This is a genomic window from Shinella oryzae (genome assembly GCF_023038235.1).
GTDB lineage: Bacteria > Pseudomonadota > Alphaproteobacteria > Rhizobiales > Rhizobiaceae > Shinella > Shinella sumterensis.
Genome location: NZ_CP081988.1, coordinates 1,088,678 through 1,115,148, shown reverse-complemented (window position 1 = coordinate 1,115,148; position 26,471 = coordinate 1,088,678). Strand labels below are relative to the sequence as shown.

General features: G+C 64.3%; 20 protein-coding genes and 1 pseudogene. 13 read left to right on the top strand and 8 right to left on the bottom strand.

The features are described 5' to 3' along the window. Nucleotides 1-166: 166 nt before the first annotated feature. Complete coding sequence (locus K6301_RS21445) at nt 167-1,069, bottom strand: LysR family transcriptional regulator (RefSeq protein ID WP_247220873.1); 903 nt, start codon at nt 1,067-1,069, stop codon at nt 167-169. Between the two features lie 130 nt (nt 1,070-1,199). On the opposite strand from K6301_RS21445, the gene K6301_RS21440 reads away from it, so the two are divergent. The 13 genes from K6301_RS21440 to K6301_RS21380 all read left to right on the top strand — a co-directional run bounded on the left by K6301_RS21440 (nt 1,200) and on the right by K6301_RS21380 (nt 17,880). After that, nucleotides 1,200-1,973 carry an SDR family oxidoreductase gene (locus K6301_RS21440; RefSeq protein WP_247220872.1) on the top strand — a complete coding sequence of 258 codons (774 nt, stop codon included), beginning with the start codon at nt 1,200-1,202 and terminating at the stop codon, nt 1,971-1,973. 62 nt (nt 1,974-2,035) lie between these two features. Further along, entirely contained in the window at nt 2,036-2,302 is a 267-nt protein-coding gene (locus tag K6301_RS21435; RefSeq protein WP_134651043.1) for a hypothetical protein, read from the top strand. 193 nt (nt 2,303-2,495) lie between these two features. Then, on the top strand, nt 2,496-3,887 hold the full coding sequence (locus tag K6301_RS21430; RefSeq protein ID WP_247220871.1) for a sigma-54-dependent transcriptional regulator: 1,392 nt from the start codon (nt 2,496-2,498) through the stop codon (nt 3,885-3,887). Then, entirely contained in the window at nt 3,880-5,895 is a 2,016-nt protein-coding gene (locus tag K6301_RS21425; protein WP_247220870.1) for a sensor histidine kinase, read from the top strand. The genes K6301_RS21430 and K6301_RS21425 overlap by 8 nt, the downstream gene beginning before the upstream one ends. Before the next feature lie 232 nt (nt 5,896-6,127). After that, nucleotides 6,128-7,780 (top strand): OFA family MFS transporter, encoded by a 1,653-nt coding sequence (locus K6301_RS21420; protein ID WP_247220869.1) that lies wholly within the window; start codon nt 6,128-6,130, stop codon nt 7,778-7,780. Between the two features lie 274 nt (nt 7,781-8,054). Next, nucleotides 8,055-9,083 (top strand): substrate-binding domain-containing protein, encoded by a 1,029-nt coding sequence (locus K6301_RS21415; protein WP_134651039.1) that lies wholly within the window; start codon nt 8,055-8,057, stop codon nt 9,081-9,083. A 65-nt stretch (nt 9,084-9,148) separates the two neighbouring features. Continuing rightward, complete coding sequence (locus K6301_RS21410; RefSeq protein WP_247220867.1) at nt 9,149-10,675, top strand: sugar ABC transporter ATP-binding protein; 1,527 nt, start codon at nt 9,149-9,151, stop codon at nt 10,673-10,675. 22 nt (nt 10,676-10,697) lie between these two features. Beyond that, nucleotides 10,698-11,687, top strand: a complete 990-nt coding sequence (locus K6301_RS21405; protein ID WP_247220865.1) for an ABC transporter permease — start codon at nt 10,698-10,700, stop codon at nt 11,685-11,687. Nucleotide 11,688: 1 nt separating this feature from the next. After that, the gene (locus K6301_RS21400; protein WP_247220863.1) at nt 11,689-12,708 is read left to right on the top strand and encodes a sugar-binding transcriptional regulator; all 1,020 of its coding nucleotides are present in this window, start codon (nt 11,689-11,691) and stop codon (nt 12,706-12,708) included. Further along, nucleotides 12,705-13,700, top strand: a complete 996-nt coding sequence (locus K6301_RS21395; RefSeq protein WP_247220861.1) for an aldo/keto reductase — start codon at nt 12,705-12,707, stop codon at nt 13,698-13,700. Before K6301_RS21400 ends, K6301_RS21395 begins: the two co-directional genes overlap by 4 nt. Nucleotides 13,701-13,712: 12 nt before the next feature. Beyond that, nucleotides 13,713-15,437 carry a glycerol-3-phosphate dehydrogenase/oxidase gene (locus K6301_RS21390; RefSeq protein WP_247220859.1) on the top strand — a complete coding sequence of 575 codons (1,725 nt, stop codon included), beginning with the start codon at nt 13,713-13,715 and terminating at the stop codon, nt 15,435-15,437. Continuing rightward, on the top strand, nt 15,434-16,276 hold the full coding sequence (locus K6301_RS21385; RefSeq protein ID WP_247220857.1) for a class I fructose-bisphosphate aldolase: 843 nt from the start codon (nt 15,434-15,436) through the stop codon (nt 16,274-16,276). The genes K6301_RS21390 and K6301_RS21385 overlap by 4 nt, the downstream gene beginning before the upstream one ends. A 74-nt stretch (nt 16,277-16,350) precedes the next feature. After that, nucleotides 16,351-17,880 carry an FGGY-family carbohydrate kinase gene (locus K6301_RS21380; RefSeq protein ID WP_247220855.1) on the top strand — a complete coding sequence of 510 codons (1,530 nt, stop codon included), beginning with the start codon at nt 16,351-16,353 and terminating at the stop codon, nt 17,878-17,880. Nucleotides 17,881-17,890: 10 nt separating this feature from the next. On the opposite strand, the gene K6301_RS21375 is transcribed toward K6301_RS21380, so the two are convergent. The 7 genes and pseudogenes from K6301_RS21375 to K6301_RS25120 all read right to left on the bottom strand — a co-directional run. Continuing rightward, a complete protein-coding gene (locus tag K6301_RS21375) occupies nt 17,891-18,598 on the bottom strand; it encodes a ParA family protein (RefSeq protein ID WP_247220853.1) in 708 nt (235 codons plus the stop codon). Nucleotides 18,599-18,703: 105 nt separating this feature from the next. Next, entirely contained in the window at nt 18,704-19,804 is a 1,101-nt protein-coding gene (locus K6301_RS21370; protein ID WP_247220851.1) for a protein-glutamate methylesterase/protein-glutamine glutaminase, read from the bottom strand. Continuing rightward, the gene (locus K6301_RS21365; RefSeq protein ID WP_247220850.1) at nt 19,804-20,667 is read right to left on the bottom strand and encodes a CheR family methyltransferase; all 864 of its coding nucleotides are present in this window, start codon (nt 20,665-20,667) and stop codon (nt 19,804-19,806) included. The genes K6301_RS21370 and K6301_RS21365 overlap by 1 nt, the downstream gene beginning before the upstream one ends. A gap of 16 nt (nt 20,668-20,683) precedes the next feature. After that, nucleotides 20,684-21,178, bottom strand: a complete 495-nt coding sequence (locus K6301_RS21360) for a chemotaxis protein CheW (protein ID WP_134651028.1) — start codon at nt 21,176-21,178, stop codon at nt 20,684-20,686. A gap of 2 nt (nt 21,179-21,180) precedes the next feature. Then, nucleotides 21,181-22,992 (bottom strand): methyl-accepting chemotaxis protein, encoded by a 1,812-nt coding sequence (locus K6301_RS21355; protein WP_247220849.1) that lies wholly within the window; start codon nt 22,990-22,992, stop codon nt 21,181-21,183. A 185-nt stretch (nt 22,993-23,177) separates the two neighbouring features. After that, a complete protein-coding gene (locus tag K6301_RS21350; RefSeq protein WP_247220848.1) occupies nt 23,178-25,091 on the bottom strand; it encodes a methyl-accepting chemotaxis protein in 1,914 nt (637 codons plus the stop codon). Nucleotides 25,092-25,268: 177 nt separating this feature from the next. Further along, nucleotides 25,269-26,384, bottom strand: a pseudogene (locus K6301_RS25120) (methyl-accepting chemotaxis protein); the annotation flags it as partial. Nucleotides 26,385-26,471 lie beyond the last annotated feature (87 nt).

Here is a 26,471-nt window from a genome sequence, read left to right as displayed (position 1 = left end):
GGGACCGTTCGAATCGCCCGGCGGGGGACCGTTGCGACTGCCGCCATCGTCGAGGTGGCGCCATACGCCCCGCTCTAGAAAAAGAAAAGTGGCTTTTTGAGGCGGAAAACGCGCCGCCGACAAATTCTGTTTGCTGTTGTGCCGCCGCACCATGGCGGCGCGCTTGTCACGGCAGAAGATGCTGCTTCAGCAGGGCTTCGAGCCATTCCAGGAAGACCTGGAGGCGCTGCGACAGGAACTGCCGGTGCGGGTAGAGCAGGGTCATCGGCATGGCCTGCGGGCGATGGTCCGGCATGACCTCGACGAGTTCGCCCGCCTCGATATGGCGGCGCACGTCGTAGGCCGGAATCTGGATGAGGCCGAGCCCCGCAAGGCAACAGGCGATATAGGCTTCCGCGCTGTTGACCGTAACGCGGCTCCGGACGGTGAGGGTCCGCAACGTGCCGTCCTCCAGCCATTCCCACTCCTCGACGCGGCCCGATGACGGGGAGGCGTAACTGATGGCCCAATGCGCGGGGAGGTCGCCCGGCGCTTGCGGCGTGCCGTGGCGTGCCAGATAGGCAGGGCTTGCGACATTGATCAGCGGCAGCTTGCCGACGGGGCGGGCGATCAGGCCGGAATCGCTGAGCGGCCCCACACGCAGCACGCAGTCCAGGCTGTCTTCGTAAAGGTTGACCGCGCGGTCGGTGACGCCGAGGCTGATATCGATCTTCGGATAGCGCTCTAGGAACTCCGGCAGCGCAGGCGCAATGATCAGCCGGCCGATCCGGCCTGGAACGTCGACGCGCAGCATGCCGGATGGCTGGGCGGCGTCGTGGCGGAACAGGCTCTCGGCCTCCTCCACATCGAAGATCAGCCGCTGGCAGCGCTCATAGAAGGCGAGACCGTCCTGCGTGGGCGAGACGCGCCGCGTGGTGCGTTGCAGGAGGCGCGCCGAGACGCGCGTCTCGAGCTCCTGAACTGCCGCCGAGACCGATGATCGCGGCATGCCCAATGTATCGGCGGCCCGGGTGAAGCTGGAGCACTCGACCACCCGGCAGAAGATGCGAAACAGGTCGATCCGGTCCATCGCGCTCGATCATTGTTCTTGATTTCTGACAAGTGATGTCATGATAGGCCGCTTTATCCCGAAATCCTAGACCGTAGATTGATCGTGTAAGCGCGGCATAAGGCCGTGCCAGAGAAGGAGATCACCTCCCATGACCGATCACAGCATCAAGGGCAAAACCGTCATCATCGCCGGTGGCGCGAAGAATCTCGGCGGCCTCATTGCCCGCGACCTCGCCGAGCACGGCGCCAGGGCCGTCGCCATTCATTACAACAGCGCTGCCAGCAAGGCCGATGCGGACGCGACCGTCGCCGCCGTCAAGGCCGCCGGCGCCGAAGCGGTCGCCTTCCAGGCCGACCTCACCTCGGCGGGCGCCATGGAGACGCTCTTTGCCGATGCCGTCGCCGCCGTCGGCAAACCCGATATCGCCATCAACACGGTCGGCAAGGTGTTGAAGAAGCCGATCGTCGAGATCACCGAAGCCGAATATGACGCCATGAGCGCGGTCAACGCCAAGTCGGCTTTCTTCTTCCTCAAGGAAGCCGGCAAGCATCTGAATGACAACGGCAAGATCTGCACGCTCGTCACCTCGCTTCTCGGCGCCTACACGCCGTTTTACGCGAGCTATGCCGGCACGAAGGCTCCGGTCGAGCATTTCACGCGGGCCGCATCGAAGGAGTTCGGTGAGCGCGGCATCTCGGTGACGGCGATCGGCCCCGGCCCGATGGATACGCCCTTCTTCTACCCGGCCGAGGGCGAGGATGCCGTTGCCTATCACAAGACGGCGGCGGCCCTGTCGAAATTCTCCAAGACCGGGCTCACGGATATCGAGGATATCGTGCCTTACATCCGTTTCATGGTATCCGAGGGCTGGTGGATGACCGGCCAGACCATCCTCGTCAATGGTGGTTACACCACCAAGTGACGGGATGGCCACCGGCGGTCCGTCCCGCCGGTGGTCTTTTTAATCTCAACGGGAGACGTCCCATGCACATGCTTCTTGTCATCGCCGGCGGGGTGATCCTGCTTGGCGTTTTTGCGCTGTTTGGAAAGCTGTGGGGCGCGGATGTCGCCGGCATTGCCGCGGGCGCCCGCCTGTTCATCCCGGTCTGGCTGGTGGTCGCGATCACCAACATGTGGGTGGGCGTCACGAAGGCGGGCTACACCGTCGCGCAGGAGCTGCCGATCCTTGCGGTGGTTTTCATCGTTCCGGCGATCCTTGCCGCCGCGCTTGCGTGGCAGCTCGCGAAGTGATCGTCGTCCCCATCCTCCGTTAGGACAGGAAAACGCACAAGCCCGTTTCTCTTCCTCCTGCGCTCCAGGCCGCCGTCCCGCACAATAAAAGGACGTGATTGGCCATGCGAGCAGGAGCCCGGCTGCCTTGTGCTTGCGGCCGCGGCTTCTTATGGTGGCGGCGTGATGCGAATGACCGCCGGGAGGGAACCAGGTGTCGAGTGAAGCCGCGCGCGCGCCGCGCGACACGTCCGTCGATCCGGAATTCGGCCCCTGGCTGGCGCAGGCCTCGATCCTGGTGGTCGACGACGAGCCCGGCATGCGCAACTTCCTGATGCGGACGCTGGGGCCTCGCTGCGCGCGGCTGGAGCTGGCGGCGGATACGGAAGAGGCGTCGGTGAAGCTCGATCAGCACCATTTCGACGTGGTGATCCTCGACAATATCATGCCCCGCAAGAACGGCGTGGAGTGGCTTGCCGAACAGCGCGCCATCGGTTTTTTTGCCGATGCCATCCTGATGACGGCCTATGCCGACCTCGAGACGGCCATCCAGGCGCTGCGGGCCGGCGCAGTCGATTTCATCCTCAAGCCGTTTCGCTCCAACCAGTTGCTCAACGCTGTCGCCCGCTGCCTGGACCGTATCCGCCTGCAGCGCGAGAACTATGTGTTGCGCTACGAGCTGAAGGCGGCGTCCGACCACATTCTGCTGCGCGACCGGCTCATCGGGCAGTCCTCGGCGATTGCCCGCGTGCGCGATGCCATTGCGCGCGTCGCGCCGCTGCCGACCACGGTGCTGCTCACCGGGCAGTCGGGCACGGGCAAGGAGGTGGCCGCACGCTCGTTGCACACGCTCTCTGACCGGGCGCTAAAGCCCTTCGTCCCCGTCAACTGCGGCGCAATCCCGCCTGACATGATCGAAAGCGAGCTCTTCGGCCATCTGAAGGGCGCCTTTACCGGTGCCGAGCGGGCACGCGAAGGTCTGTTTCTGCATGCGCAGGGCGGCACGCTCTTCCTTGATGAGATCAGCGAAATGCCGATGGCCACGCAGAGCAAGCTGCTGCGGGTTCTGGAGGACCGCAAGGTGCGGCCCGTGGGCTCCGAGCGCGAGGTGCCGGTCGACCTGCGGTTCGTTTTCGCCACCAACGCGGAGCTCGAAAAGGAGGTGCAGGCCGGCCGCTTTCGCGCCGATCTGTTCTTCCGCATCAATGTCATGCAGATCCATCTGCCGCCGCTCAAGGAGCGGGACGGCGATGCCGTGGAGCTTGCCGCGCTCTTCATGAACAAGCTGTCGGCGCAGCTCGCCATGCCGGCCGTGCCCATTGACGATGCGGCGCGCCGGGCGCTTTCGAGCTACGATTGGCCGGGCAATGTGCGCGAGTTGCGCAACCTTATCGAGCGCACGCTGATCCTCGGCCGTTTCCCGGAGGGTTTCGGTTCTGCCGTCACGTCCCCCGCGGCCGGCGGTGGCGGATCGCTTGCCGATGTCGAGCGGCGCCATATCCTTTCGGTGCTCGCCGCCTGCAACGGCCAGAGGGACGAAGCCGCACGGCAGCTCGGCATTTCGCGCAAGACCATCGAGCGCAAGCTGGCGGCCTGGGATGGCTGAGGTCGAGCCCGCCGGGGTCGTGCGGCCCGCGCGCTCCGTCCGCTACCGGCTGCTCGCCATCGCGCTCCTGCCGATGCTGGTCATCCTGCCGCTCCTGCTCGGCGTGACGGTCTATCGCTGGAACGAGAAATTCGACGCGACGCTGATCTCCAAGGTCAATGGCGACCTGACCATCGCGCACCAGTATCTCGCCCATATCCTCGACAACACCGGTGAACATGTCACCGCCCTTGGCGGCTCGGCCCGCTTTCGCGACGCCGCAGACGATCCCGCCGCACTCAAGGCGCTGCTCGACGATGCACGGGCGCGGCTCGAACTCGATTTCCTCTATGTCATGGAGCCCGATGGCCGGCTCGTCGCCTCCGTCATCACAGAGACGGCGGATCGGCTGCGCACGGACTGGCCGGTGATCCAGGATGCGATCGCGGGCAAATCAGCCACCGGCATCGACATCTTCGAGAATGCCGATCTCGAGCGGCTATCATCGGATCTCGCTGCCCGCGCGCGTCTGCCGCTCGTGCCCACGCCCAATGCCGTGCCGACCGAGCGGCAGGAGGAAACGCGCGGCATGGTCGTGCAGAGCGCGAGCCCCGTGACGCTCGGCGGCGGGCGTGGCGCGGTTCTCGTCGGCGGCATCCTGCTCAATCAGAACCTCGTCTTCATCGACACGATCAACGACCTCGTCTATCGCGAGGCGAGCCTGCCCGAGGGTAGCCAGGGCACGGCGACGCTCTTCCTCGACGATGTGCGCGTGAGCACCAATGTCCGGCTGTTCGAGGGACGGCGTGCGCTCGGCACGCGCGTTTCCTCCGCCGTGCGCGCCGCCGTGCTGGACGAGGGGCGCACGTGGCTCGACAGCGCCTTTGTCGTCAACGACTGGTATATCTCCGCTTACGAACCGATCGTCGACAGTTACGGCAAGCGGGTCGGCATGCTCTATGTCGGCTTCCTGGAGGCGCCCTTTACGGCGGCGAAGTACCAGACGGTCCTGACCATCGTGGCAGCCTTCTTCGCGATTGCCGCCGCCAGCGTACCGATCTTCCTGCGCTGGGCGCGCGGAATCTTCAAGCCGCTGGAGCGCGTCGATGCGACCATCGCGCGGGTGGAAAGCGGCGATCTCGGCGCGCGCACCGGTTCGGTGGACAGTCAGGACGAGATCGGCAGGGTCGCCGTGCATCTCGACGCGCTGCTCGACCAGCTCGAGCGCAACGACCAGCAACTGCGCGGCTGGAACGAAGAGCTGAACGCGCGTGTCGACGAGCGAACGCGCGAACTCCAGCTTGCCAACCGCAAGCTGGAGGCCACGACCAAGCAGCTCATCCTGTCCGAAAAGCTCGCCGCCATCGGCGAGATCACCGCCGGCGTGGCGCATGAGATCAACAACCCGATTGCCGTCATGCAGGGCAATCTCGAGGTCGTGCGCTCCGTGGTTGGAGACCGGGCGGAATTGGCCAAGGTCGAGTTCCAGCTGCTCGACGAGCAGATCCAACGCATCAGCCAGATTGTCACCAAGCTCCTGCAATTCGCCAAGCCTGAGGAATTCGCGGGCATCATCGACCGGCATGCGCCCGGACTTGCCGTGGCCGATTGCCTGCCGCTTGTCCAGCACCTGCTTGCGAGGGCCGATATATCCGTGACGCTCGACAACACGGCCGCCCGGCAGGTGCTGATGAACCGCACCGAGCTTCAGCAGGTGGTCGTCAATCTCGTGGTCAACGCCATCCATGCCATGCCGGATGGCGGGCGCCTGACGATCAAGACGCATGACAGCGACCGCGAGGGTCGCCCCGGCGTGGAGATCGTCGTCAGCGATACGGGCGTCGGCATGGACCCGGAGCTCGCCGCCAAGATCTTCGATCCGTTCTTCACGACCAAGCGGCAGGAAGGCACCGGGCTCGGCCTGTCGATCAGCCAGACGCTGGTGCGCCGTCAGGGCGGCAGTATTTCGCTGGCCAGCCGGCCGGGTGAGGGCGCGACCTTCACGGTCTGGCTGCCGGAGGCGGAGTGACCGGACACTTTGTCCGGCCTTTAGGACAATTTGTCTGATTTCCAGGGAATCTCTTTCTTAACAGGTTGATATAAAAGGAAGTCTTCTCTGGCATGGCGCTTGCACAGGTGCGTGCGGGAGGGCCGGTGGCCTGCGTTCGCAAGAGGGTGCGGCCGTGGACGCCGGAAGGACATTCAGCCACCTCCCGCCACGAAATCTTCGCATCCGAGGGGTGCGTTGCGGAGGAGACACAATGACTGCATCGACCGAGACCTATGCCGGCGGCAATGGCGCCGGCATCCTCGACCGGGAGCGCATCATCGCGAAACCCGGCTTCAACCGCTGGCTGGTTCCGCCGGCTGCTCTCGCCATCCATCTGTGCATCGGCATGGCCTACGGCTTCAGCGTGTTCTGGCTGCCGTTGTCCAAGGCCATTGCCGGCGATCCCGATCCGGCCTGCGCCGACATGAACCTTCTGTCCGCGCTGTTCACCACAAGCTGCAACTGGCGCGTCGCCGATCTCGGCTGGATCTACACCCTGTTCTTCGTGCTGCTCGGCTGTTCGGCCGCGATCTGGGGCGGCTGGCTGGAGCGGGTCGGCCCGCGCAAGGCCGGTTTCGTCTCGGCCTGCTGCTGGTGCGGTGGCATGGTCGTCGCAGCGTTCGGCGTCATGACCCACCAGCTGTGGCTGATGTGGCTGGGCGCCGGCTTCATCGGCGGCATCGGTCTCGGTCTCGGCTACATTTCCCCGGTGTCCACGCTGATCAAGTGGTTCCCCGACCGTCGCGGCATGGCCACCGGCATGGCCATCATGGGCTTCGGCGGCGGCGCCATGATCGGCGCGCCGCTCGCCAACATCCTGATGAACGTCTTCAAGACGGATGTGAGCCCGGGCGTGTGGCAGACCTTCCTGGTCATGGCCGCGATCTACTTTTGCTTCATGATGGGCGGCGCCTTCGGCTACCGTATCCCGCCGGCCGGCTGGCGTCCGGAGGGCTGGACGCCGCCGGCTTCCAAGACCACCATGATCACCACCAAGCATGTCCACCTGCGCGATGCGCACAAGACCATGCAGTTCTGGATGATCTGGATCGTGCTGTGCATGAACGTGTCCGCGGGCATCGGTGTCATCGGCATGGCCTCGCCCATGCTGCAGGAAATCTTCGGCGGCCGTCTCATCGGTCAGCCCGAGCTTTCCTTCGGTGATCTCAGCCTCGAACAGAAGGCTGCCATTGCCGCAATCGCGGCGGGCTTCACCGGCTTCCTGTCGCTGTTCAACATCGGCGGGCGCTTCTTCTGGGCGTCGCTGTCCGACAAGATCGGCCGCAAGAACACCTATTATACGTTCTTCATCCTCGGCATCGTGCTTTATGCGCTGGCGCCGACCTTCGCCGACATGGGCAGCAAGGTCCTCTTCGTCTGCGCCTTCGCCATCATCCTGTCGATGTATGGCGGCGGCTTCGCCACCGTGCCGGCCTATCTTGCCGACATCTTCGGCACGCAGTTCGTGGGCGCCATACATGGCCGGCTCCTGACCGCATGGGCAACCGCCGGCATCGTCGGCCCCGTCGTGGTCAATTATATCCGCGAGGCGCAGATCTCCGCGGGCGTGGAGCCTGGCCCGGCCCTCTACAGCGGAACGATGTATATCCTCGCGGGCATGCTGGCCGTGGGCTTGATCGCCAATGCGCTGGTTCGGCCGCTTTCCGACAAATGGTTCATGTCGGACGAGGAGGTCGCTTCCCTGCAGGCCAAGACCGCGGCGGCGAATGCCGGTCCGACCGGCTCGTTCGGCATCGGCACCGGCGGCTTCGACGCCAAGGCGGCCGTCGCCTGGGCCATTGTCGGCCTGCCGCTGCTCTGGGGCATCTGGGTTACGGTCAAGAACACCGCAGCCCTGTTCTAGCCTGCGTCATCAAGCACAAACAGGAGCCCCGGTGAGAACCGGGGCTTTTTGCGTTTGCAGATAGCGCACGGATACACGCGAGAGAAGGGGGGTCGTTTTCGACGGCTTGCGTGAAATATATTTCTTGGCGTGAATTATATTGACAACGCTTCGAGCTTGCCGTTAGCTGCCCTCCATCGGATTTCGAGGAGGAATTCCGGTCTTCATGCAAACATCGGCGCGGTTGCTGCGCCTTGGGGTTATTTGGGAGGGGCTTCGGCCTCAAGGAGGAAACGTGCGCACTTTTTTCACGACGACCGCCATGGCGGTTCTTGCGACGACGCTTTTTGCCGGTGCGGCCGCTGCCGAGACGGAAAGCCCGTTCCGCTGCAAGCCGGGCGAGAAATACGTCATGAACGTCATGGTATCCGGCGTCGAATACTGGTTCCCGGTCTATGAGATGTTCAAGCAGGCCGGCCAGCAGATGGGCTGCGAGACCGAATATACCGGCACACCGGAATATGACGTCAACAAGCAGATCGCCACCTTCGACCAGGCGCTGGCGCAGAACCCGGCCGGCATTCTCGTGCATCCGATGAATTCGGATCCGTTCATCGAGCCGATCAACCGCGCCATCGAACAGGGCACGGCCGTGGTGACCTTCGCCGCCGACTCGCCGCTGTCGAAGCGCGTTTCCTTCATCACCTCTGACAACACGCGCGAAGGCACCTATGCTGCGGACGCGATTGCCGAGAAGATGGGCGGCAAGGGCGAGTATGCGGTTCTGGAAAATCCCGGCCAGGACAACCACGACAAGCGCATCGCGGCCTTCATCGCCCGCATGGAAGAGAAGTGGCCGGATATGAAGCTTGTCGGCCGCGCGGCCTCCAACCAGGATCCGACCAAGGCGTATCAGGGTCTTTCCAGCATCATCCAGGCCAATCCCGATCTCGGCGCCGTCTTCATGCCGGAGGCAAGCTCGGCCATAGGCGCGGCACAGGCGGCGAAGGAAGCGGGCGGCAAGGTTCTCGTCATGTGCGCGGACGTCAACGCCAACATCCTCGACATGATCAAGGCCGGTGAGGTCTTCGGCTCGATCAACCCGAACCAGGGCATGCAGGGCTATATGGGCTTCATGCTGCTGTGGCTTGCCAAGCATCCCGAACTGATCGATCCGATGAACGACGCCAAGCGCGCGGGCTTCAACCCGATGAGCATCCCGGTCGTCGATAACGGCCTGTCCGTTGTGACAGCCGAAAACGCCGACGATTTTTACTGGGACAAGTACCTGAAGCGCCGCGGCACCAAGGGCATCGAGGAGTAATCTCCCAAGACGAAGCCGCCCGCGCTTCGGTGCGGGTGGCTCTCCAGGGACGAGGGAGGACGATGATGGCGGAGCCGGTGCTCACCATTCATGGGGTAACCAAGCATTTCGGTGCGGTGAAGGCGTTGACGGATGTCAACTTCACGTTGGAGCGCGGCGAGGTCCATGCGCTCTGCGGCGAAAACGGCGCAGGCAAGTCGACGCTGATGAACATCATCGCCGGCGTCCTGCAGCCGACATCCGGCGAGATCCGCGTCGACGGCGCGCCGGTGCGCATCGCGTCTCCCGCCGCCGCCCAATCGCTCGGCATCGGCCTGGTGCATCAGGAGATCGCGCTCTGCCCGGACGCGACGGTCGCCGAGAACATGTTCATGGCGGCCACAAACCGCCGCCGGTCGCCCTTCATGAATTACCGGGCGCTGGAACGCGATGCACAGGCCTTGATGAACCGCCTCGCCGCCATCGATGTCCGTCGCAAGGTCGCCGACCTGCCGATTTCGAGCCAGCAGCTCGTAGAGATCGCCAAGGCGCTGACGCTCGACTGCCGCGTCCTGATTCTCGACGAGCCGACGGCGGCACTGACGGAAACCGAGGCGCAGCAGCTGTTCTCGATCATCCGGGACCTCAAGGCGAACGGCATCTCGATCATCTATATCAGCCACCGCATGGCCGAGATCTTCTCGCTCTGCGACCGCGTGACCGTGTTTCGCGACGGGCGCTATGTGTGTACCGATCGCATCGCCGACGTCACGCCTGACGATGTCGTGCGTCGCATGGTGGGCCGCGAGATCACGCAGCTGTATCCCGACAAGCGGGATGCAAGCGCACCCGTCGGCAAAACCATTCTATCCGTTGAAGGCCTCTCCGACGCAACGCGCTTCCACGACGTCGGCTTCGAACTGCGCGAAGGCGAAATCCTCGGCATCGGCGGCCTCATCGGGTCGGGCCGGACAGAGATCGCCGAGGGCATCTGCGGTTTGCGCCCGCGCACGGCCGGGTCGGTCTCGTTGCATGGCGTTCCGCAGAAGATCCAGTCCTATTCCGACGCCGTGAAAGCAGGCATCGTCTATCTCTCGGAAGACCGCAAGGGCTCCGGTGTCTTCCTCGAAATGTCCATCGCGCAGAACGTCTCCGTGCTGGAACTGAAGGCGCTCACGAACGGCGCCGGGCTTTTGAAGCGCCGCGCAGAAACGGCGCTGGCGGAGGATTTTGCCAGGAAACTTGCCGTGCGCATGAGCGGGGTCGAGGCACCGGTCAAGTCGCTGTCGGGCGGCAACCAGCAGAAGGTGGCGATCGCCAAGCAACTGGCCGTCAAGCCGAAGGTCATCCTGATGGACGAACCGACGCGCGGCATCGATGTCGGCGCCAAGACCGAAATCCACCGCCTGCTGCGCGAATTGGCGCAGGCCGGCATCGGCATCATCGTCATATCCTCGGAGATGCCCGAACTGCTCGGCCTTTCCGACCGCGTGCTGGTCGTCCGGGAGGGACGCATCGCAGGCGAACTCGGCGCCGACGCGATGTCGGAAGAGGCCGTCATCCGCCTTGCCTCCGGGCTCGGCAACGAACAGGCGGCACACCATGCCGCATAAAAAGGAAGCGGGAGAGAAGACCATGGCAATCGATACGATGACGGCACCGTCGCCGAGGACATCGTCTTTCAAACGCGTCGGCACCATGCGTGAGGCCGGGCTGATCGCCATCATTCTCGCGCTCAGCATCGCCATGACCTTCGCGTCACCGCACTTCCTGACGCTCGGCAACTTTCGCGCCATGCTGATGAGTTTCTCTGTCGATGGCATCGTCGTCGTCGGCATGACGATCCTGCTCATCGTCGGCGGCATCGATCTTGCGGTCGGCTCCGTCGTCTGCTTTGCCATGGTGCTGTCGGGTTCGCTCTTCCTCGCCGGGCTCGATCCCTGGTCGGCTTCGCTTATCGGTATTCTCGCGAGTGCGGCGATCGGCGGCGCCATGGGCTTCTTCGTGACCGTTGTCGGCCTCAACCATTTCATCACGTCGCTGGCGGCGATGGTGATCGTGCGCGGGCTCTGCCTCATCATCACCAAGGGCACGCCGCTGTCGCTCTTCACGCTGCCGGCGTCCTTCAAGCAGGTCGGGCAGGGCACCTTCTACGGTGTGCCCTATGTCATCCTGATCTTTGTCGCGGTCGTCGTCTTGTTCGACTTCCTGCTTCGTCGGGCCACCGCCTTCCGCAAGGTGTTCTACACGGGCAGCAACGAAAAGGCCGCGCTCTATTCGGGAATCAAGACCAATCAGGTGAAGTTCTGGGTCACGGTGCTGTGCTCGACGCTCGCAGGCGTTGCAGGCGTGATCTACATGTCCCGCTTCGGCGCCGCCACGCCCACATTCGGCGTCGGCATGGAACTGAACATCATCGCGGCGGCCGTCATCGGCGGGGCCTCGCTCAACGGCGGCTCGGGCACCATTCTAGGCGCCATCCTCGGCATCGCGCTGCTGTCGCTCGTCACCTCGTCGTTGATCCTTCTGAACGTTTCGGTTTACTGGCAGGATATGATCAAGGGTTGCATTCTTCTCGCGGCCGTTTCGATCGATCATTTCCTGCACAAGCGGAAGGCCGCCTGACATGCCGATCGCCAGACTGAAACCATCGCTGAAACCCCGGGCAACGGCGCCACGCGAAGAAATCGTCATCGCCCGTCAGATGCACCAGGCGCTCGTGCTGCATTTTCTGGAGGGCCTGACGCAGGCGCAGATCGCCGACCAGCTCGGCATCTCGCATGCCACCGTCAACCGGCTGATCAAACGCGGCCGCCAGCTCGGCCTCGTCGAGATCAAGATCAAGTCGCCGGTCGAGCCGCTGGTCGACCTGGAGGAACGGCTTCTCGCGCTCGGCGGCATCAGCCGCGCCGTGGTGGTGCCCACGGTTTCCGACAATCCGCAGACCGCGCTTCTCGCCGTCGGCGAGGCGGCCGCCCGGCTGCTGTTGGAGGAGATCGGCGATGGCGACACGATCTGCATCACCGGCGGCAAGGGTGTGAGCGCCGTGGTCGCCGGCCTTCAGGCGCCGCACCGTTTCGATGTCGAGGTCATTCCCGCCACGGGCTGCGTGCAGGGCAAGCACTATACCGACGTCAACCACGTCTCGACGCTGATGGCCGAGCGCCTGGGCGGCCGCTCCTGGCAGATCCATGCGCCGCTGTTTGCAGACGATGCCGCCCAGCGGGCGATGCTCATGAACATGCGTTCGGTGGCCGATGTCTTCCAACGGGCTCGCGAGGCGACCGTCGCGGTGGTCGGCATCGGCTCGATCCTGAGTTCGGATTCGACCTACTATGACCTGCACCCCTCGCCGAGCGCGGACCGCAGCGCCATCGAGCATTCCGGTGCGAGCGCGGAACTGCTCGCCCATCTCCTGGATGGTGACGGGCAGGTATGCGACTACTCGCTCAACCGTTCCCTCGTTTCGCTGACGCTCGCGGAATTCTCCTCGATCCCGACGAAGATCGGCGTGGCGAGCGGCCTCAACAAGGCAAGCTCCATTCTGAGTGTGCTGCGCGGCAATCACCTGGACACACTCGTCACAGACGAGGCGACCGGCGCGCGCATCCTCGAATTGGCCTCCGAAGAAGGACTTTCCGCATGAGCGGCGAACAGTTGATCCGCGATATCGGGCGCTCCGGCGTCAAGGCCTCTGCCGTCGGCCTCGGCACCTGGGCCATCGGCGGCTGGATGTGGGGCGGCACCGACGAGGCGCAATCCATCGCCGCCATCCAGGCGTCGCTCGATGCGGGCGTGAGCCTCATCGACACCGCGCCGGCCTATGGGCTCGGCCGTTCCGAAGAGATTGTCGGCAAGGCCATTGCCGGCCGGCGTGACAAGGCGGTCATTGCGACGAAGTGTGGCCTGGTCTGGCATACGCAGAAGGGCAGGCACTTCTTTGATCAGGACGGAAAGCCGGTCCACCGCTATCTCGGCCGGGACGCAATCATCCATGAGGTCGAGCAGAGCCTGCGCCGGCTCGGCACCGATTACATCGATCTCTACATCACCCACTGGCAGGACCCGACAACACCCGTCGCGGAGACCGTCGCGGCACTGGAGGCACTGAAGAAGGCCGGCAAGATCCGCGCCATCGGCGCCAGCAACGTCAACCGCGCCGAACTGGAGCAATACATCGCGACCGGCGCGCTCGACGCGATCCAGGAGCGGTTCAGCATGATCGATCGCGAGATCGAGGCGGACCTGCTGCCGCTCACGGTTCCGAACGGTGTGGCAACGCTCAGCTATTCCTCGCTGGCGCTTGGCCTGCTCTCCGGCGCCATCGGCCCGGACCGCGTCTTTGCGGGTGACGACCAGCGCAAGGACAATCCGCGCTTTTCCGTCGCCAACCGGCAGAAAGCCAAGGATTTCGCGCAGGCGATCGGCGCCGTGGCCGAGCGGCATGATGCCAGCATCGCGCAGGTCGTGATTGCCTGGACACTGGCGCAGCCCGGCGTGACCTTTGCGCTGTGTGGGGCGAGAAACCCCACCCAGGCGCTCGACAATGCACGGGCCGGCACGCTCCGGCTCTCGCAGGAAGACCTCGCGGTCATCAACAATGCCATAGTGGCGAAACTGGCCAATATGGACGGATAACGGACTGCCATCATGAACCGGAACGAGATTTTGGACGGGCTTCGCCAAAGCCCGAAGGTGGACGTGTGCGTCCTCGGCGGCGGCATCAACGGGCTCAGCGTTTTCCGTGAGCTGGCGTTGCAAGGCGTCAATGTGCTGCTCGTCGAGAAGGCGGACTATTGCTCCGGCGCGAGTGCGGCGCTCTCGCGTATGGTTCATGGCGGGCTGCGCTATCTCGAAAACGGCGAATTCAGCCTCGTCAAGGAATCGCTCATGGAGCGCGACAGGCTGCTGCGCAATGCGCCGCATTACGTCGCGCCGCTGCCGACGACCGTGCCGATCTTCGATACCTTCTCGGGGCTTGCCAACGGCCTCGTGCGCTTTCTGGGCCTGACGCGCCGCCCCAGCCGGCGTGGCGCCATTGCCATCAAGACCGGTCTCGGCATCTACGATTTCCTGACGCGCAAGCGTGCGCTGATGCCCAAGCATCAGTTTCGCAGCCGCAAGGCGACGATTGCCAAGTGGCCGTCGCTCAATCCGTCGATCCGCAATTCGGCGACCTATTACGACGCTTGGGTCAGCCATCCCGAACGCATCGGCATCGAGCTTTTGCAGGATGCGTTGTCTGCCGGGCCGAACGCCAGAGCACTCAACTATGCGACAACTGAGCAGGCCGGCGAGGGGACCTACCTGCTGCGCGACGGCGTGACCGGCGACACACTGCCGATCGTGCCGCGGCTGATCATCAATGCCACCGGCGGCTGGATCGATATTGCCAACCGCACGCTGTTTGCCGATGCCGATACGCCGGCGCCGCTGATGGGTGGCACAAAGGGCTCGCATCTCATCGTCGACAATCCGGCGCTGCGCGACATGCTCGATGGCCACATGGTCTATTACGAGAATGAGGACGGGCGCATCTGCATCCTGTTTCCCTATCTCGGCAAGGTGCTGGTCGGCTCGACGGATATCCGTGTCGACGATCCCGGCACGGTGCGGTGCGAGGCGGATGAGCGGGACTATATCCTGCAATCGCTCGCCTTCGTGCTGCCCGGTGTCACCATCCGGCCTGAGGAGATCGTCTTCCAGTTTGCCGGCGTGCGCCCCCTGCCTGCCAGCAAGGACAGTTTCACCGGCCGCATCCCGCGCGATCATTTCTGTACGGTGCTGGAGGGCAAGGATGGTGGCCCGCCGGTGCTGTGCATGATCGGCGGCAAGTGGACGACCTTCCGCTCCTTCGGGGAGCTCGCCGCCGACATGGCGCTCGCCCGGCTGGGGCATGCGCGCCGCGTTGCCACGGGTGAGCGCGCCATTGGCGGCGGGCGCGGCTTCCCCGGGGATCGCGGCAGCTGGATCAGCCGTGTTTCGGCATCGACAGGCGTCCCCGTCTCGCGCGTCGAAACGCTTTTCGCGCGCTACGGCACGGAAGCCGAGGATGTCGCCCGCTTCATCGCGGCCGAAGCCGACCGGCCGCTGCCGCACGAAGGATACAGCGTGCGGGAAGTCCTCTACCTCGTCAGGGGCGAGGCCGTCGAACATCTCGACGACCTGCTTTTGCGCCGCACGACGCTCGCCATCTCCGGCGAAGTGTCGCTTGCAATGGTCGATGCGACGCTGGACGTGCTGGCCGGCGAAAAGGGCTGGAGCGCTGAGCGCACCGCGGCGGAGCGTGACCGCTTTCTCACCCTCATGCGCGAGCGCCATGGCGTCGCGGAGGAAACCCTGTCCGCAAGGAACGAACAAAGGAGTAAACGATGAGAGACAACCGCAAGGTCAGGATGAACCGGCTGTTCGGCAACGGCCGTTGCCTGGACGTCGCTATCGATCACGGCGTGTGCAACGAACCGTCCTTTCTGGACGGGCTGGAGAACATGCCAGTCGTCGTAAAGGCGCTCGTCGATGCGAAGCCTGACGCCATTCAGATGAATTACGGCCAGGCGGACCTATTGCAGGCTTTGCCGGGCAAGGACAAGCCGGCGCTCGTCATGCGCGTCGATATGGGCAATCCGTATAACCGCATCCGCCACCGCGATATGTGGGCCGTGCTCCAGAACGAGGCGGAGCCGTTGATCGGCGCGCTCGAGATGGATGCCGCCTGCGTGGTGGTCAACCTTTTCATGCTGCCGGACGAGCCCGATCTTTTCCGCCAATGCGTGCAGAACATTGCGCGTGTGCGTGCCGACTGCGAGAAATACGGCATGCCGCTGATGATCGAGCCTTTGGTCATGCAGCCCGTCACGGAGCGTGGCGGCTACATGGTGGATGGCGATGCAGACAAGATCGTCACGCTGACCCGCCTTGCCAGGGAAATGGGCGCGGATATCATCAAGGCCGATCCCACAAGCAATGCCGAGGATTTCCACCGCGTCGTCGAGGCGGCGCGCTGCCCGGTGCTGGTGCGCGGCGGCGGCAAGGAAGACCTCTCGGCCGTCTTTGCGAAATCTGCCGCCTTGATGCGGCAGGGCGCAATGGGCATGGTCTACGGGCGCAACATCTACCAGCATGCCAATCCGAGCGCCGTCGTGCGCGGCCTGATGGCGATCATCCATGCGGATGCGAGCGGCGAGGAGGCCTATTCGCTCTATCAGCAGGGCTGATGTGAAGCATGCACCGGGGACGCCAGCGCGTTCCCGGCGCCGCGAAAGAAAGCGAACCTTGGGAGGGGTTCAGGATGCCGAAATATCTGTTGGGGCTCGACGCGGGCAATACCATCATCAAGGCGGTGATCTTCGATCTCGAAGGGCGCGAACTCTCCCATGCGGGGCAGGAGGGCAAGAGCCGCATGCCGCGGCCCGGCCATGTCGAGCGCGATCTCGGCGAATTCTGGGAGAATGCGAAGCGCGTGATCGCCACCTGCCTGGAGAAGGCGGGCATCGTTGCGAGCGACATCGCGGCCATCGGCTGTGCGGGCCACGGCAACGGGCTCTATGCGCTCGACCGCGATGGCGAGCCGCTCATCGGCATCCAGTCGATCGATACGCGCGCCACCGGCCTTGTCGAGGAATGGGCGTCACAAGGCGTCGGCGACCGGACCTATCCGATCGGGCGCCAGCGTCCCTGGCCTGCCCAGACACCCACCCTTCTTGCCTGGCTGAAGCGCTCGGAGCCCGCGCTTTTCCAGCGCATCGGCACGGTGTTCTTCGCCAAGGATTTCGTCGTCAACCGCCTCACGGGAAAGCGGATCAGCGAGATGTCGGACATGTCCGGCGCCGGCCTGCTCGATCTTGCCGCCCGCCGCTATGACAGGACGCTGATGGAGGCCTATGGCCTCGCCGACTGCATGGACCTCCTGCCGCCGCTGATCGAAAGCGCCGACATCGCCGGGACGGTCACGCAGGCCGTTGCGCTGGAAACGGGTCTTGCGGTGGGCACGCCCGTCGTCGGCGGGCTCTTCGACGTCGTCGCCTCGGCGCTCGGTTCCGGCGTCTCGCGCACCGGCAGCGCCTCGGTCATTGCCGGCACATGGAGCATCAATCAGGTCGTGATCGACGGGCCGGATCTGGACGGTCCCGTCTTCATGTCGTCGACCTTCGACGGCACGCGCTACATGGCCATGGAAAACAGCGCGACCTCGGCGGCCAATCTGGAGTGGCTGGTGCGGGAGTTCTTCGAAGGCGCGCATGACGAAAGCGTCTCGCCCTTCGATGCCTGCTGTGCGCTTGCCGCCGCCGTCACACCGGCCGCCGACGATCCGCTCTACCATCCCTATCTCTACGGCGCCCAGCAGGACGGCCATGCGCGGGCGGGTTTCTACGGTATGGCGGGCTGGCACACAAAGGGCCATCTGATCCGGGCGCTGCTGGAAGGCGTCGCCTTCGGCCACCGCCAGCACATCGAGACCATCCGCAAGGCCGGAGCGCGCTTCGAGGAGGCGGTGCTGTCCGGCGGCGGGTCGCGCAGCATGCTCTGGCCGCAAATCTTCGCGGATGTGCTCAGCGTACCGGTGTCCGTCGCGGTGTCGCGCGAGACCGGTGCGCTCGGTGCGGCGATTGCCGCCGGCACGGGTGTCGGTCTCTTTGCCGATTTTACCGAGGGCGCGAATGCGATGGTGCGCAGTGAACGGCACTACCGGCCGAATGCCGCGATGGCAGCACACTACAGCCGCCGCTATGCGCTCTATGCGGATATCGCGGCTGCGATGACGCCGCTCTGGCGGCGCCTTTCAATGACCGACAATGCCGCGTCCGGTGTCGCGGCATGATGAGGGGGATTTAAGCCACCTTGCGCAGCACGGTCGCGCTTGCCGTGGCGGGGATCGCCATCTGCCGCAGCACGTCGATCGCCATGGCGTGGGCGTTTTCCTGCGCCTTGTCGAGATTGCTGACGCGTCGCGGATCCATCGAATAGAGCGTGCCGCCGCAGCCGAAGATATCGCGGAAGGCCGCGCGCTCGCCGATGACTGTCGGAAGCAGGTGCACGCGGCGCGCCGCCAGCAGGTCCTTCACCGCGTTCATCGCGCGCGTCGTCACCATGGCGTTGACGCGGGTCAGCACGACGGAATGGCGGATGCGGATGTTCGCCTTGTCTTCCAGATACTGCAGAAGCTCGATGACATTGGCGCCGCCCTGGGCATCCATGGCCGAGCCCTGAACGGGGATCAGCACGTAATCAGCATGGCCGACGGCCTTGGCAAGCAGGGAGCTGCGCGAGCCGGGCAGGTCGATCAGCACGAAATCGGCACACGCTTTCTCTTCGGCGAGCTGGCGGTCGATGGAGTTCATCGTGACATAGGGAACGACGTTCAGGCGTTTGCCCAGCAGGCCCTCGGAGGTCTCGTACCAGCGGGTGATCCAGTGCTGCGGATCGGCGTCGAGCACGGAGACGCGGTAGCCCATGCGGGCAAGTTCGGTGGCGAGCAGCAGGACGGCGGTGGTCTTGCCGGCGCCGCCCTTGGTGTTGGCGAATGTGATGACGGGCATGAGGTCCCCCGGAATGGTTCTCGAGCCGATCATTGCTCGCCTGGGGCACCTTGCATGGTGCGTCGTCATCCTCGCCAACTATGGTTAATCGTTGGTGTATTTTTCTCAATGCCGCCGGTCGGCAGCGAGAATTTCACGCGCGATCTGGTCGAGCGACACGATCTTGTCGACACCGCCATGCGCGATCGCTTCCTTCGGCATGCCGAATACGACGGAGGAGGCTTCGTCCTGTGCCACGGTATAGGCGCCGGCCTGGTGCATCTCGGCCATGCCGCGTGCGCCGTCGTCCCCCATGCCCGTCATGATGACGCCCATGGCATTGGCGCCGGCCGCGCGCGCGGCGGAGCGGAACAGCACGTCGACGGACGGGCGGTGGCGGGAAACAAGCGGCCCCTCGCGCACGGCCACATGGTAGCGCGCGCCCTGACGCTCCAGCATCATGTGCCGGTCGCCGGGGGCGATCAGCACATGGCCGCGCAGCACGGGATCGCCGTGAACCGCTTCCTTGACCTCGACCTCGCACAGCGAGTTGAGGCGCTTGGCAAAGGCGGCGGTGAATTTTTCCGGCATGTGCTGGACGATGACCATACCCGGCGAATTGGCCGGAAGCTGTTCCAGCATGACGCGCAACGCCTCCGTACCGCCGGTGGAGGCGCCGATGCATGCTACCATCTCGGTGGTCTTTGCCATGGCGCGGCCGGAGGGCGGCGGCAGAACGGCATCGGCGGTCAGTTTCGTGGTCACGTTGGCGGTGGCGCTGGCGGCAGCCATCGCGCGGCGAACGGCCCCGAGACGGGCGACGGCCGCACCTTTCACCGCCTGGCGGATACGCGCGCCGGATTCCGCGAGGTGGTCGGCAGCGCCGATCTTCGGTTTGAGGATGATATCGACGGCGCCGGCTTCCAGCGCCTGCATCAGCGTCTCGGAGCCTTCTTCCGTCAGCGAGGAGCACATCACCACCGGGATGGGCCGCTGCGACATGATCTTGCGCAGGAAGGTAATGCCGTCCATGCGCGGCATTTCCACGTCGAGCGTGATGACGTCGGGCATTTCCTCCTGGATCTTCTTGGCCGCCATGAACGGATCGGAGGCGGCCCCCATGACCTCGATTTCCGGATCCTGCTCCAGCACATGGGTCAGCGCCTGGCGCACGCTGGCGGAGTCGTCGATGATGAGAACGCGGATCTTCTTGGTCGGAATGGGCATCAGATCTTCTTGAAAACCGTGTTGGCGACCTGGCGCACCGGCAGGGAAATGCCGGTGACCGTTTCGGAATGCCCGACATACAGGAAGCCGCCGGGCAGCAGGCAGTCGCACAGGCGCGTCAGCACCTTGGCCTGGGTCGGCTTGTCGAAGTAGATCAGCACGTTACGGCAGAAGATCATGTGCATGGGTTCGCCCACCTTGTAGGCGCTGTCCATGAGGTTCATGCGCGCGAAGCCGACCGTCGCGCGCAGGCGCGGATGGACACGGACCTCGCCGCGCGCGGCATCCTTCGAAACCATCACGTATTTGCGACGCATTTCGGGGGACACGGGCTGGATCATGTCGCGCGGATAGACGCCGCGCCGCGCGGCCTGCAACACGTCGGTCGACAGGTCGGTGGCGAGGATGCGATAATCCATCCCGGACGTCTTCTCGATAAACTCTTGCATGACCATGGCCATCGTATAGGGCTCGGCGCCGATGGAGCAGGCCGCGCTCCACAGTCGGAAGCGCTTGTGGCCGGCGGCCGCCATTTCCGGCAGGCCCGTGCTTTCCATGAACTCGAAATGCTTGGGCTCGCGAAAGAAGTCCGTCTTGTTCGTCGTGACGGCGTCGATCAGGAAGATGGCTTCCTTCTCGATGCCGCCATGCTTGAAGAGGTAGTCGCAATAGCTGTTGAAGTCCGGGATGCCGGTGGCCCTCAGGCGCCGCCGAAGACGGCCCTCGAGCATCGTCAGTTTGGTGATCGGCATCTTGATGCCGCTGTAGTCGTAGATGAAGCGGGACAGGGCGTCGAAGTTCCGGCTGTTCAATCCGTCCGGGCCCGTCTGCGCTTGCGTTTGTAGTGCTGCTGCTGCCGCCACGCGGTCCTCCTGAAGCTTATGCCGTGGCCGCAAGGCGGTTTGCCGTGCCCATCATCGCCACTTCGGAACTGGAGAAGAGGCGTGCGAGATCGACGATGACGACGAAGGCGCCGTTCCGGCGCACGACGCCGGAAATGTAATCGGAAGGCCAGCGCACGCCGATATCGGGCGCGCCCTCGATCTCGTCGTTGCGGAACGGCACCACTTCGTAGACCCGGTCCGCGACGAGGCCGAGCGTCAGGATCTTCCCGTCGATCGGCACGTCGAGCACGAGTGCCCGCGTGTTGTGCGTCTTCTGCGTCTTCGTCATGCCAAGACGAAGACGCAGGTCGATGACCGGCACGCCCTGGCCGCGCACGTCCCTCAGCCCGAGCAGGTAGTCGGGGCCGTGCGGTATCCGGAAGGCATCCTCATGATCGAGGATTTCCCGGACGACCGAAACGGGCACCGCGAAGACCTCGTTGTCGAGAGAGAAGGTGACGTATTGGGATTCGGAGGACGGACCGGTCATGATCAAGCGCTTTCTCTGAAGTCGGCGTCGTCGGCGTCGGGGCCGCCCATCGACATGTCGAGGGCAAAGCCGCGGGCACGAGCCTGCTGGGCATTGACGCTGTTGTCTGCCTTGCGGGCCGCTGTAGCGGCCGGCTTGGCGGGCTGGTGGCGAGCGGCGACGGGAGCGGGGCGGCGCTGCATGGAGGCCTGGGCGCCTGATGACATCTCGACCCGGAAGAAGGCGATCGATGTCTGAAGTTCCTCGGCCTGGGCGGCGAGTTCTTCCGACGTGCCGGACATCTCTTCAGATGCGCCGGCATTCTGCTGCGTCACCTTGTCGAGCTGCTGGATCGCCTCATTGATCTGCGAGGCGCCGATATCCTGTTCGCGGCAGGCGGCCGAGATTTCGGAGATCAGTTCGGCCGTCTTGCGGATATCCGGCACCAGGCGGGTCAGCATCTCGCCGGCTTCGGTCGCGACGGAAACCGTCTGGCCGGAGAGCGTGCTGATTTCGGCAGCGGCAGCCTGGCTGCGTTCGGCAAGCTTGCGCACTTCCGAAGCGACGACCGCAAAGCCCTTGCCATGTTCGCCGGCGCGAGCGGCTTCCACCGCGGCGTTGAGGGCGAGCAGGTCGGTCTGGCGGGCGATTTCCTGCACGATGGAGATCTTTTCCGCGATGGTACGCATCGCACCGACGGCACGACCCACGGCCTCACCGGAGGCTTCTGCATCCTTGGCGGACTGGCGTGCGATCTTCTCTGTCTGTGCGGCGTTGTCGGCGTTCTGCTTGATGTTGGCGGCCATTTCTTCCATCGAGGCGGAGGCCTCTTCGGCAGACGATGCCTGCTCGGTTGCGCCCTGCGAGAGGGTTTCGGAGCTTGCCGAGAGTTCCTGGCTGCCGGACGAGACGTTGCTTGCGGCCGAAAGCGCATCGGCGACGACGCCGCGCAGGCGCTCCACCATGCTTTCCAGCGAAAGGCCGAGCGTATCCTTGTCGGAAAGCGGCTTCGGCGTGACCGTCAGGTCGCCATTGGCGATCTGGTCGGCGATGGTGGCGGTGTTGCGCAGGTTGCCGGTCATCACATTGATGGTGTCGACAAGGTCCTTGATTTCATCGTTTGTCTTGACATCGATATTCTGGTCGAGGTCGCCGATCGCGACAGCTTCCGCAGCTGCCTTGATCTTGCGAAGGCCAACATTGATGCCGATGGCGATCCAGATGGCAGCGCCAACCGCGAGAAGCAGAGCGACGCCGGAAATGGCCATGATCAGGTTGCGCGTCGTGGCATACTGCGCATCGGTTGCACGATCCGCCGCCGTCATCATCTCCTTGTTGGCTTCGATGCGAGCCTTGATGGTCTCTTCCATCTCATCCATGACGCGACGGCTGTCCGTCGTAACGAGGCGAATGGCTTCAGACGCATTGCCTGCCGCTATCAGGGAGCGGACCTGATCATCGAGGCGGACAACCTGCTTCTGCTTTTCCCCGACATCCTTCCACTGCTGCAGCGCAGCCGGATCCGAGGCCAGGCCCATAAGTGTGTTGAGTGTGTCGTCGAAGCCCTGGCGGTTGCGATCTCCGGCCTCGATGTAGGACGCGGCATCACGCGGGTTTGTCGATGTCGCGAGGTTCATCTGCGAGCGTACGAGACGCAATTGATAGTTCGCAAGATTCTGCGCGGCTTCAAGCCGGGCCGCCGGGCCTGCGATCATGTCGCTGATCGCCGTGTTGAGCGCAGAAAGGCTGATTATGGCGTAAACCGACGTGCCGGCGAGCATGACAATGATGATGCCGAACGCGATCGCGAGTTTAAGTTTGATGGTGAAACGCATCTCAAGAGGTCTCCTTGATCACAGATGCCGTATTGTGGCGAGACACCGACGCGGTGTCCGTTATGCGTGAAGACCGATACACTCACCCTTCCGCGGGCCGCCGAAGCGACCCTTGAGCCGGCGCGTACACACGCCGGTTTTCTTCCGCCGCGCATCCGTGGTGGGTGCGCGGCGGTCATGTTCAATCACGCGCTTTCGCGGAAATCGTCATCGTCCGCGTCGGGACCACCCATCGACATGTCGAGGGCAAAGCCGCGGGCGCGGGCCTGCTGGGCGTTGATGCTGTGGTCCGCCTTGCGGATCGGCTTGGCGGCCGGCTGGCGGGCGGCGACAGGCGCTGGACGACGTTGCGCGGCGGCCTGGGCGCTGGATGAAAGATCGACCCGGAAGAAGGCGATGGAGGCCTGCAGTTCCTCGGCCTGTGCGGCGAGTTCTTCCGACGTGCCGGACATCTCCTCGGATGCGCCGGCATTCTGCTGCGTCACCTTGTCGAGCTGCTGGATCGCTTCATTGATCTGCGAGGCGCCGATATCCTGTTCGCGGCAGGCGGCCGAGATTTCGGAGATCAGTTCGGCCGTCTTGCGGATGTCAGGCACCAGGCGGGTCAGCATGTCGCCGGCTTCCGTTGCCACGGATACGGTCTCACCGGAAAGCGTGCTGATTTCGGCGGCGGCAGCCTGACTGCGTTCGGCGAGCTTGCGCACTTCAGAAGCAACCACGGCGAAACCCCTGCCATGTTCGCCGGCACGGGCGGCTTCCACCGCGGCGTTGAGGGCGAGCAGGTCGGTTTGGCGGGCGATTTCCTGTACGATGGAGATCTTTTCCGCGATGGTGCGCATGGCGCCGACGGCACGGCCCACGGCCTCGCCGGAGGCTTCGGCATCCTTGGCCGACTGACGCGCGATCTTCTCGGTCTGTGCGGCGTTGTCGGCGTTCTGCTTGATGTTGGCGGCCATCTCTTCCATCGAGGCGGACGCCTCTTCGGCAGACGATGCCTGTTCGGTCGCGCCCTGGGACAATGTCTCCGAACTCGACGACAGTTCCTGGCTGCCCGACGACACGTTGTTGGCGGCCGAAAGCGCATCGGCGACGACGCCGCGCAGGCGCTCCACCATGCTTTCCAGCGAAAGGCCGAGCGTATCCTTGTCGGAAAGCGGCTTCGGCGTGACCGTCAGGTCGCCATTGGCGATCTGGTCGGCGATGGTGGCGGTGTTGCGCAGGTTGACGACCATGCCCAGCATGGCGTGACCCAGCGTATCCTTGTCGGAAAGCGGCTTCGGCGTGACCGAGAGGTCGCCCTTGCCGATCTGGTCGGCAATATTAGCCGTTTCGCGCAGGTTGCCGGTCATGACGTTGATGGTCGAGACAAGGTCCTTGATCTCGTCATTCGTCTTGACGGAGATCGTCTGGTCGAGGTCGCCGATTGCGACGGATTCAGCGGCTTCACGGATCTTGCGCAGGCCGGAATTGATCCCAATGGCGATCCAGAACGCCGCACCTATGGCAAGAACGAAGGCGATCGCCGTTAGGGCTGCGAGGGTGTAGAACGCGCTTGCATAGCGGGCATCGGCGGTGGCGTCGGAATCCTTGATCGCCACCTCGGTCAGTGCGGCCAGGTCCTCGGTCATCTTGTCGAGCTTCTCACTGGCGACGGTGCCTTCCGTCTGGTTGAGCTCGATCGCCATGTCACGCTGTCCCGACGCGACGAGCGCGACCATTCGTTCGTTGATCGCGAGGTAGTCGTCCCAGAAGTCGTTTATTTCCTTCCACTTCGCCTTGAATTCATCCGTGGCGGTTTCCTGGCCATGCTTCAGCGCCGTCTCGAAAGCCTCGCGCTCCGCGGCCATTGTCGATTTCGCCTTGTTGGCGCGCTCGAGCGTCGAGGCCAGGAGAAGGTCCGCTTCGGCGAGGCCAAGGCCGTCGAAGGCGCCGGCGAGCTCGTCGGCATAATCGTCCTGCTGGATTGGACCTTCAAGAAGGCTGTCACGGAGCGCGTTCATCTCGCTCATGCTCCGGACGCCGATACCAGCGGAAACACAAAGCAGAATGATCAGAAAGCCGAAGACGAGGGCGAGCTTGAATTTGATGGTCAGGCGCATCTAGTAGGTCTCCTTGATCACAGATGCCCTGTTCCGGCGGCATACCGAAACGTGGCGTTCTTTATGCGTGAAGACCGATACATTCACCCTTCCGCGGACCGTCGAAGCGGCCCTTGAGCCGGCGCGTACACACGCCGGTTTTTCCGCCGCGCAGGTTCTGCGCGGCGGATTGTTCAATCACGCGCTCTGGCGGAAATCGTCATCGTCGGCGTCGGGGCCGCCCATCGACATGTCGAGGGCAAAGCCGCCGCTGCGGGTCGTCTTGGCCGTGGCCGGCGCCGCACGATAGGCCGGGGTCGCGGCCGGGCGCTTGGCGACCGGAGCCGCCATGCGGGCTGCCGTTGCCCGCAGCTTGTCGGCATGGTTCTGCTCGCTGCGTGCGGCGTTGTCGACCCGGAAGAACGCGATGGAGGCCTGGAGTTCCTCCGCCTGTGCGGCGAGTTCTTCCGACGTGCCTGACATCTCCTCGGATGCGCCGGCATTCTGCTGCGTCACCTTGTCGAGCTGCTGGATCGCCTCATTGATCTGCGAAGCGCCGATATCCTGTTCGCGGCAGGCGGCCGAGATTTCCGAAACCAGTTCGGCGGTCTTGCGGATATCAGGCACCAGGCGGTTCAGCATCTCGCCGGCTTCGGTCGCGACGGAAACCGTCTGGCCGGAAAGCGTGCTGATTTCGGCGGCCGCAGCCTGGCTGCGTTCGGCGAGCTTGCGCACTTCCGAGGCGACGACCGCAAAGCCCTTGCCATGTTCGCCGGCGCGGGCGGCTTCCACCGCGGCGTTGAGGGCGAGCAGGTCGGTCTGGCGGGCGATTTCCTGTACGATGGAGATCTTTTCGGCGATGGTGCGCATGGCGCCGACGGCGCGGCCCACGGCCTCGCCGGAGACTTCGGCGTCCTTGGCCGACTGACGCGCGATCTTCTCGGTCTGCGCGGCGTTGTCGGCGTTCTGCTTGATGTTGGCGGCCATCTCCTCCATCGAGGCGGATGCCTCTTCGGCAGAGGACGCCTGTTCGGTCGCACCCTGCGACAGCGTTTCCGAGCTCGACGACAGTTCCTGGCTGCCCGACGACACGTTTTCGGACGCGGAGAGCGCATCGGCCACGACGCCGCGCAGGCGCTCGATCATGGTGTTGACATAGCCGAGCAGGTCGCCGATCTCGTCCTTGGTGGTGATATCGGCAAAGCGGGTGAGATCGCCTTCGGATACGGAACGAACCGCCTCGTTCGCCTTGCGCAGGCCGCGTGCAATGGAAACCACGATCCATGACGCGGCGCCGGCGGCGATCAGTGTCGAGATGGCGAGAAGAGCGATCAGCAGCGAACGGCTGGCTTCGTAGGTCTCGACCGCGGCCTGGAGATCTTCCTTCTGGCGTTCACCGTT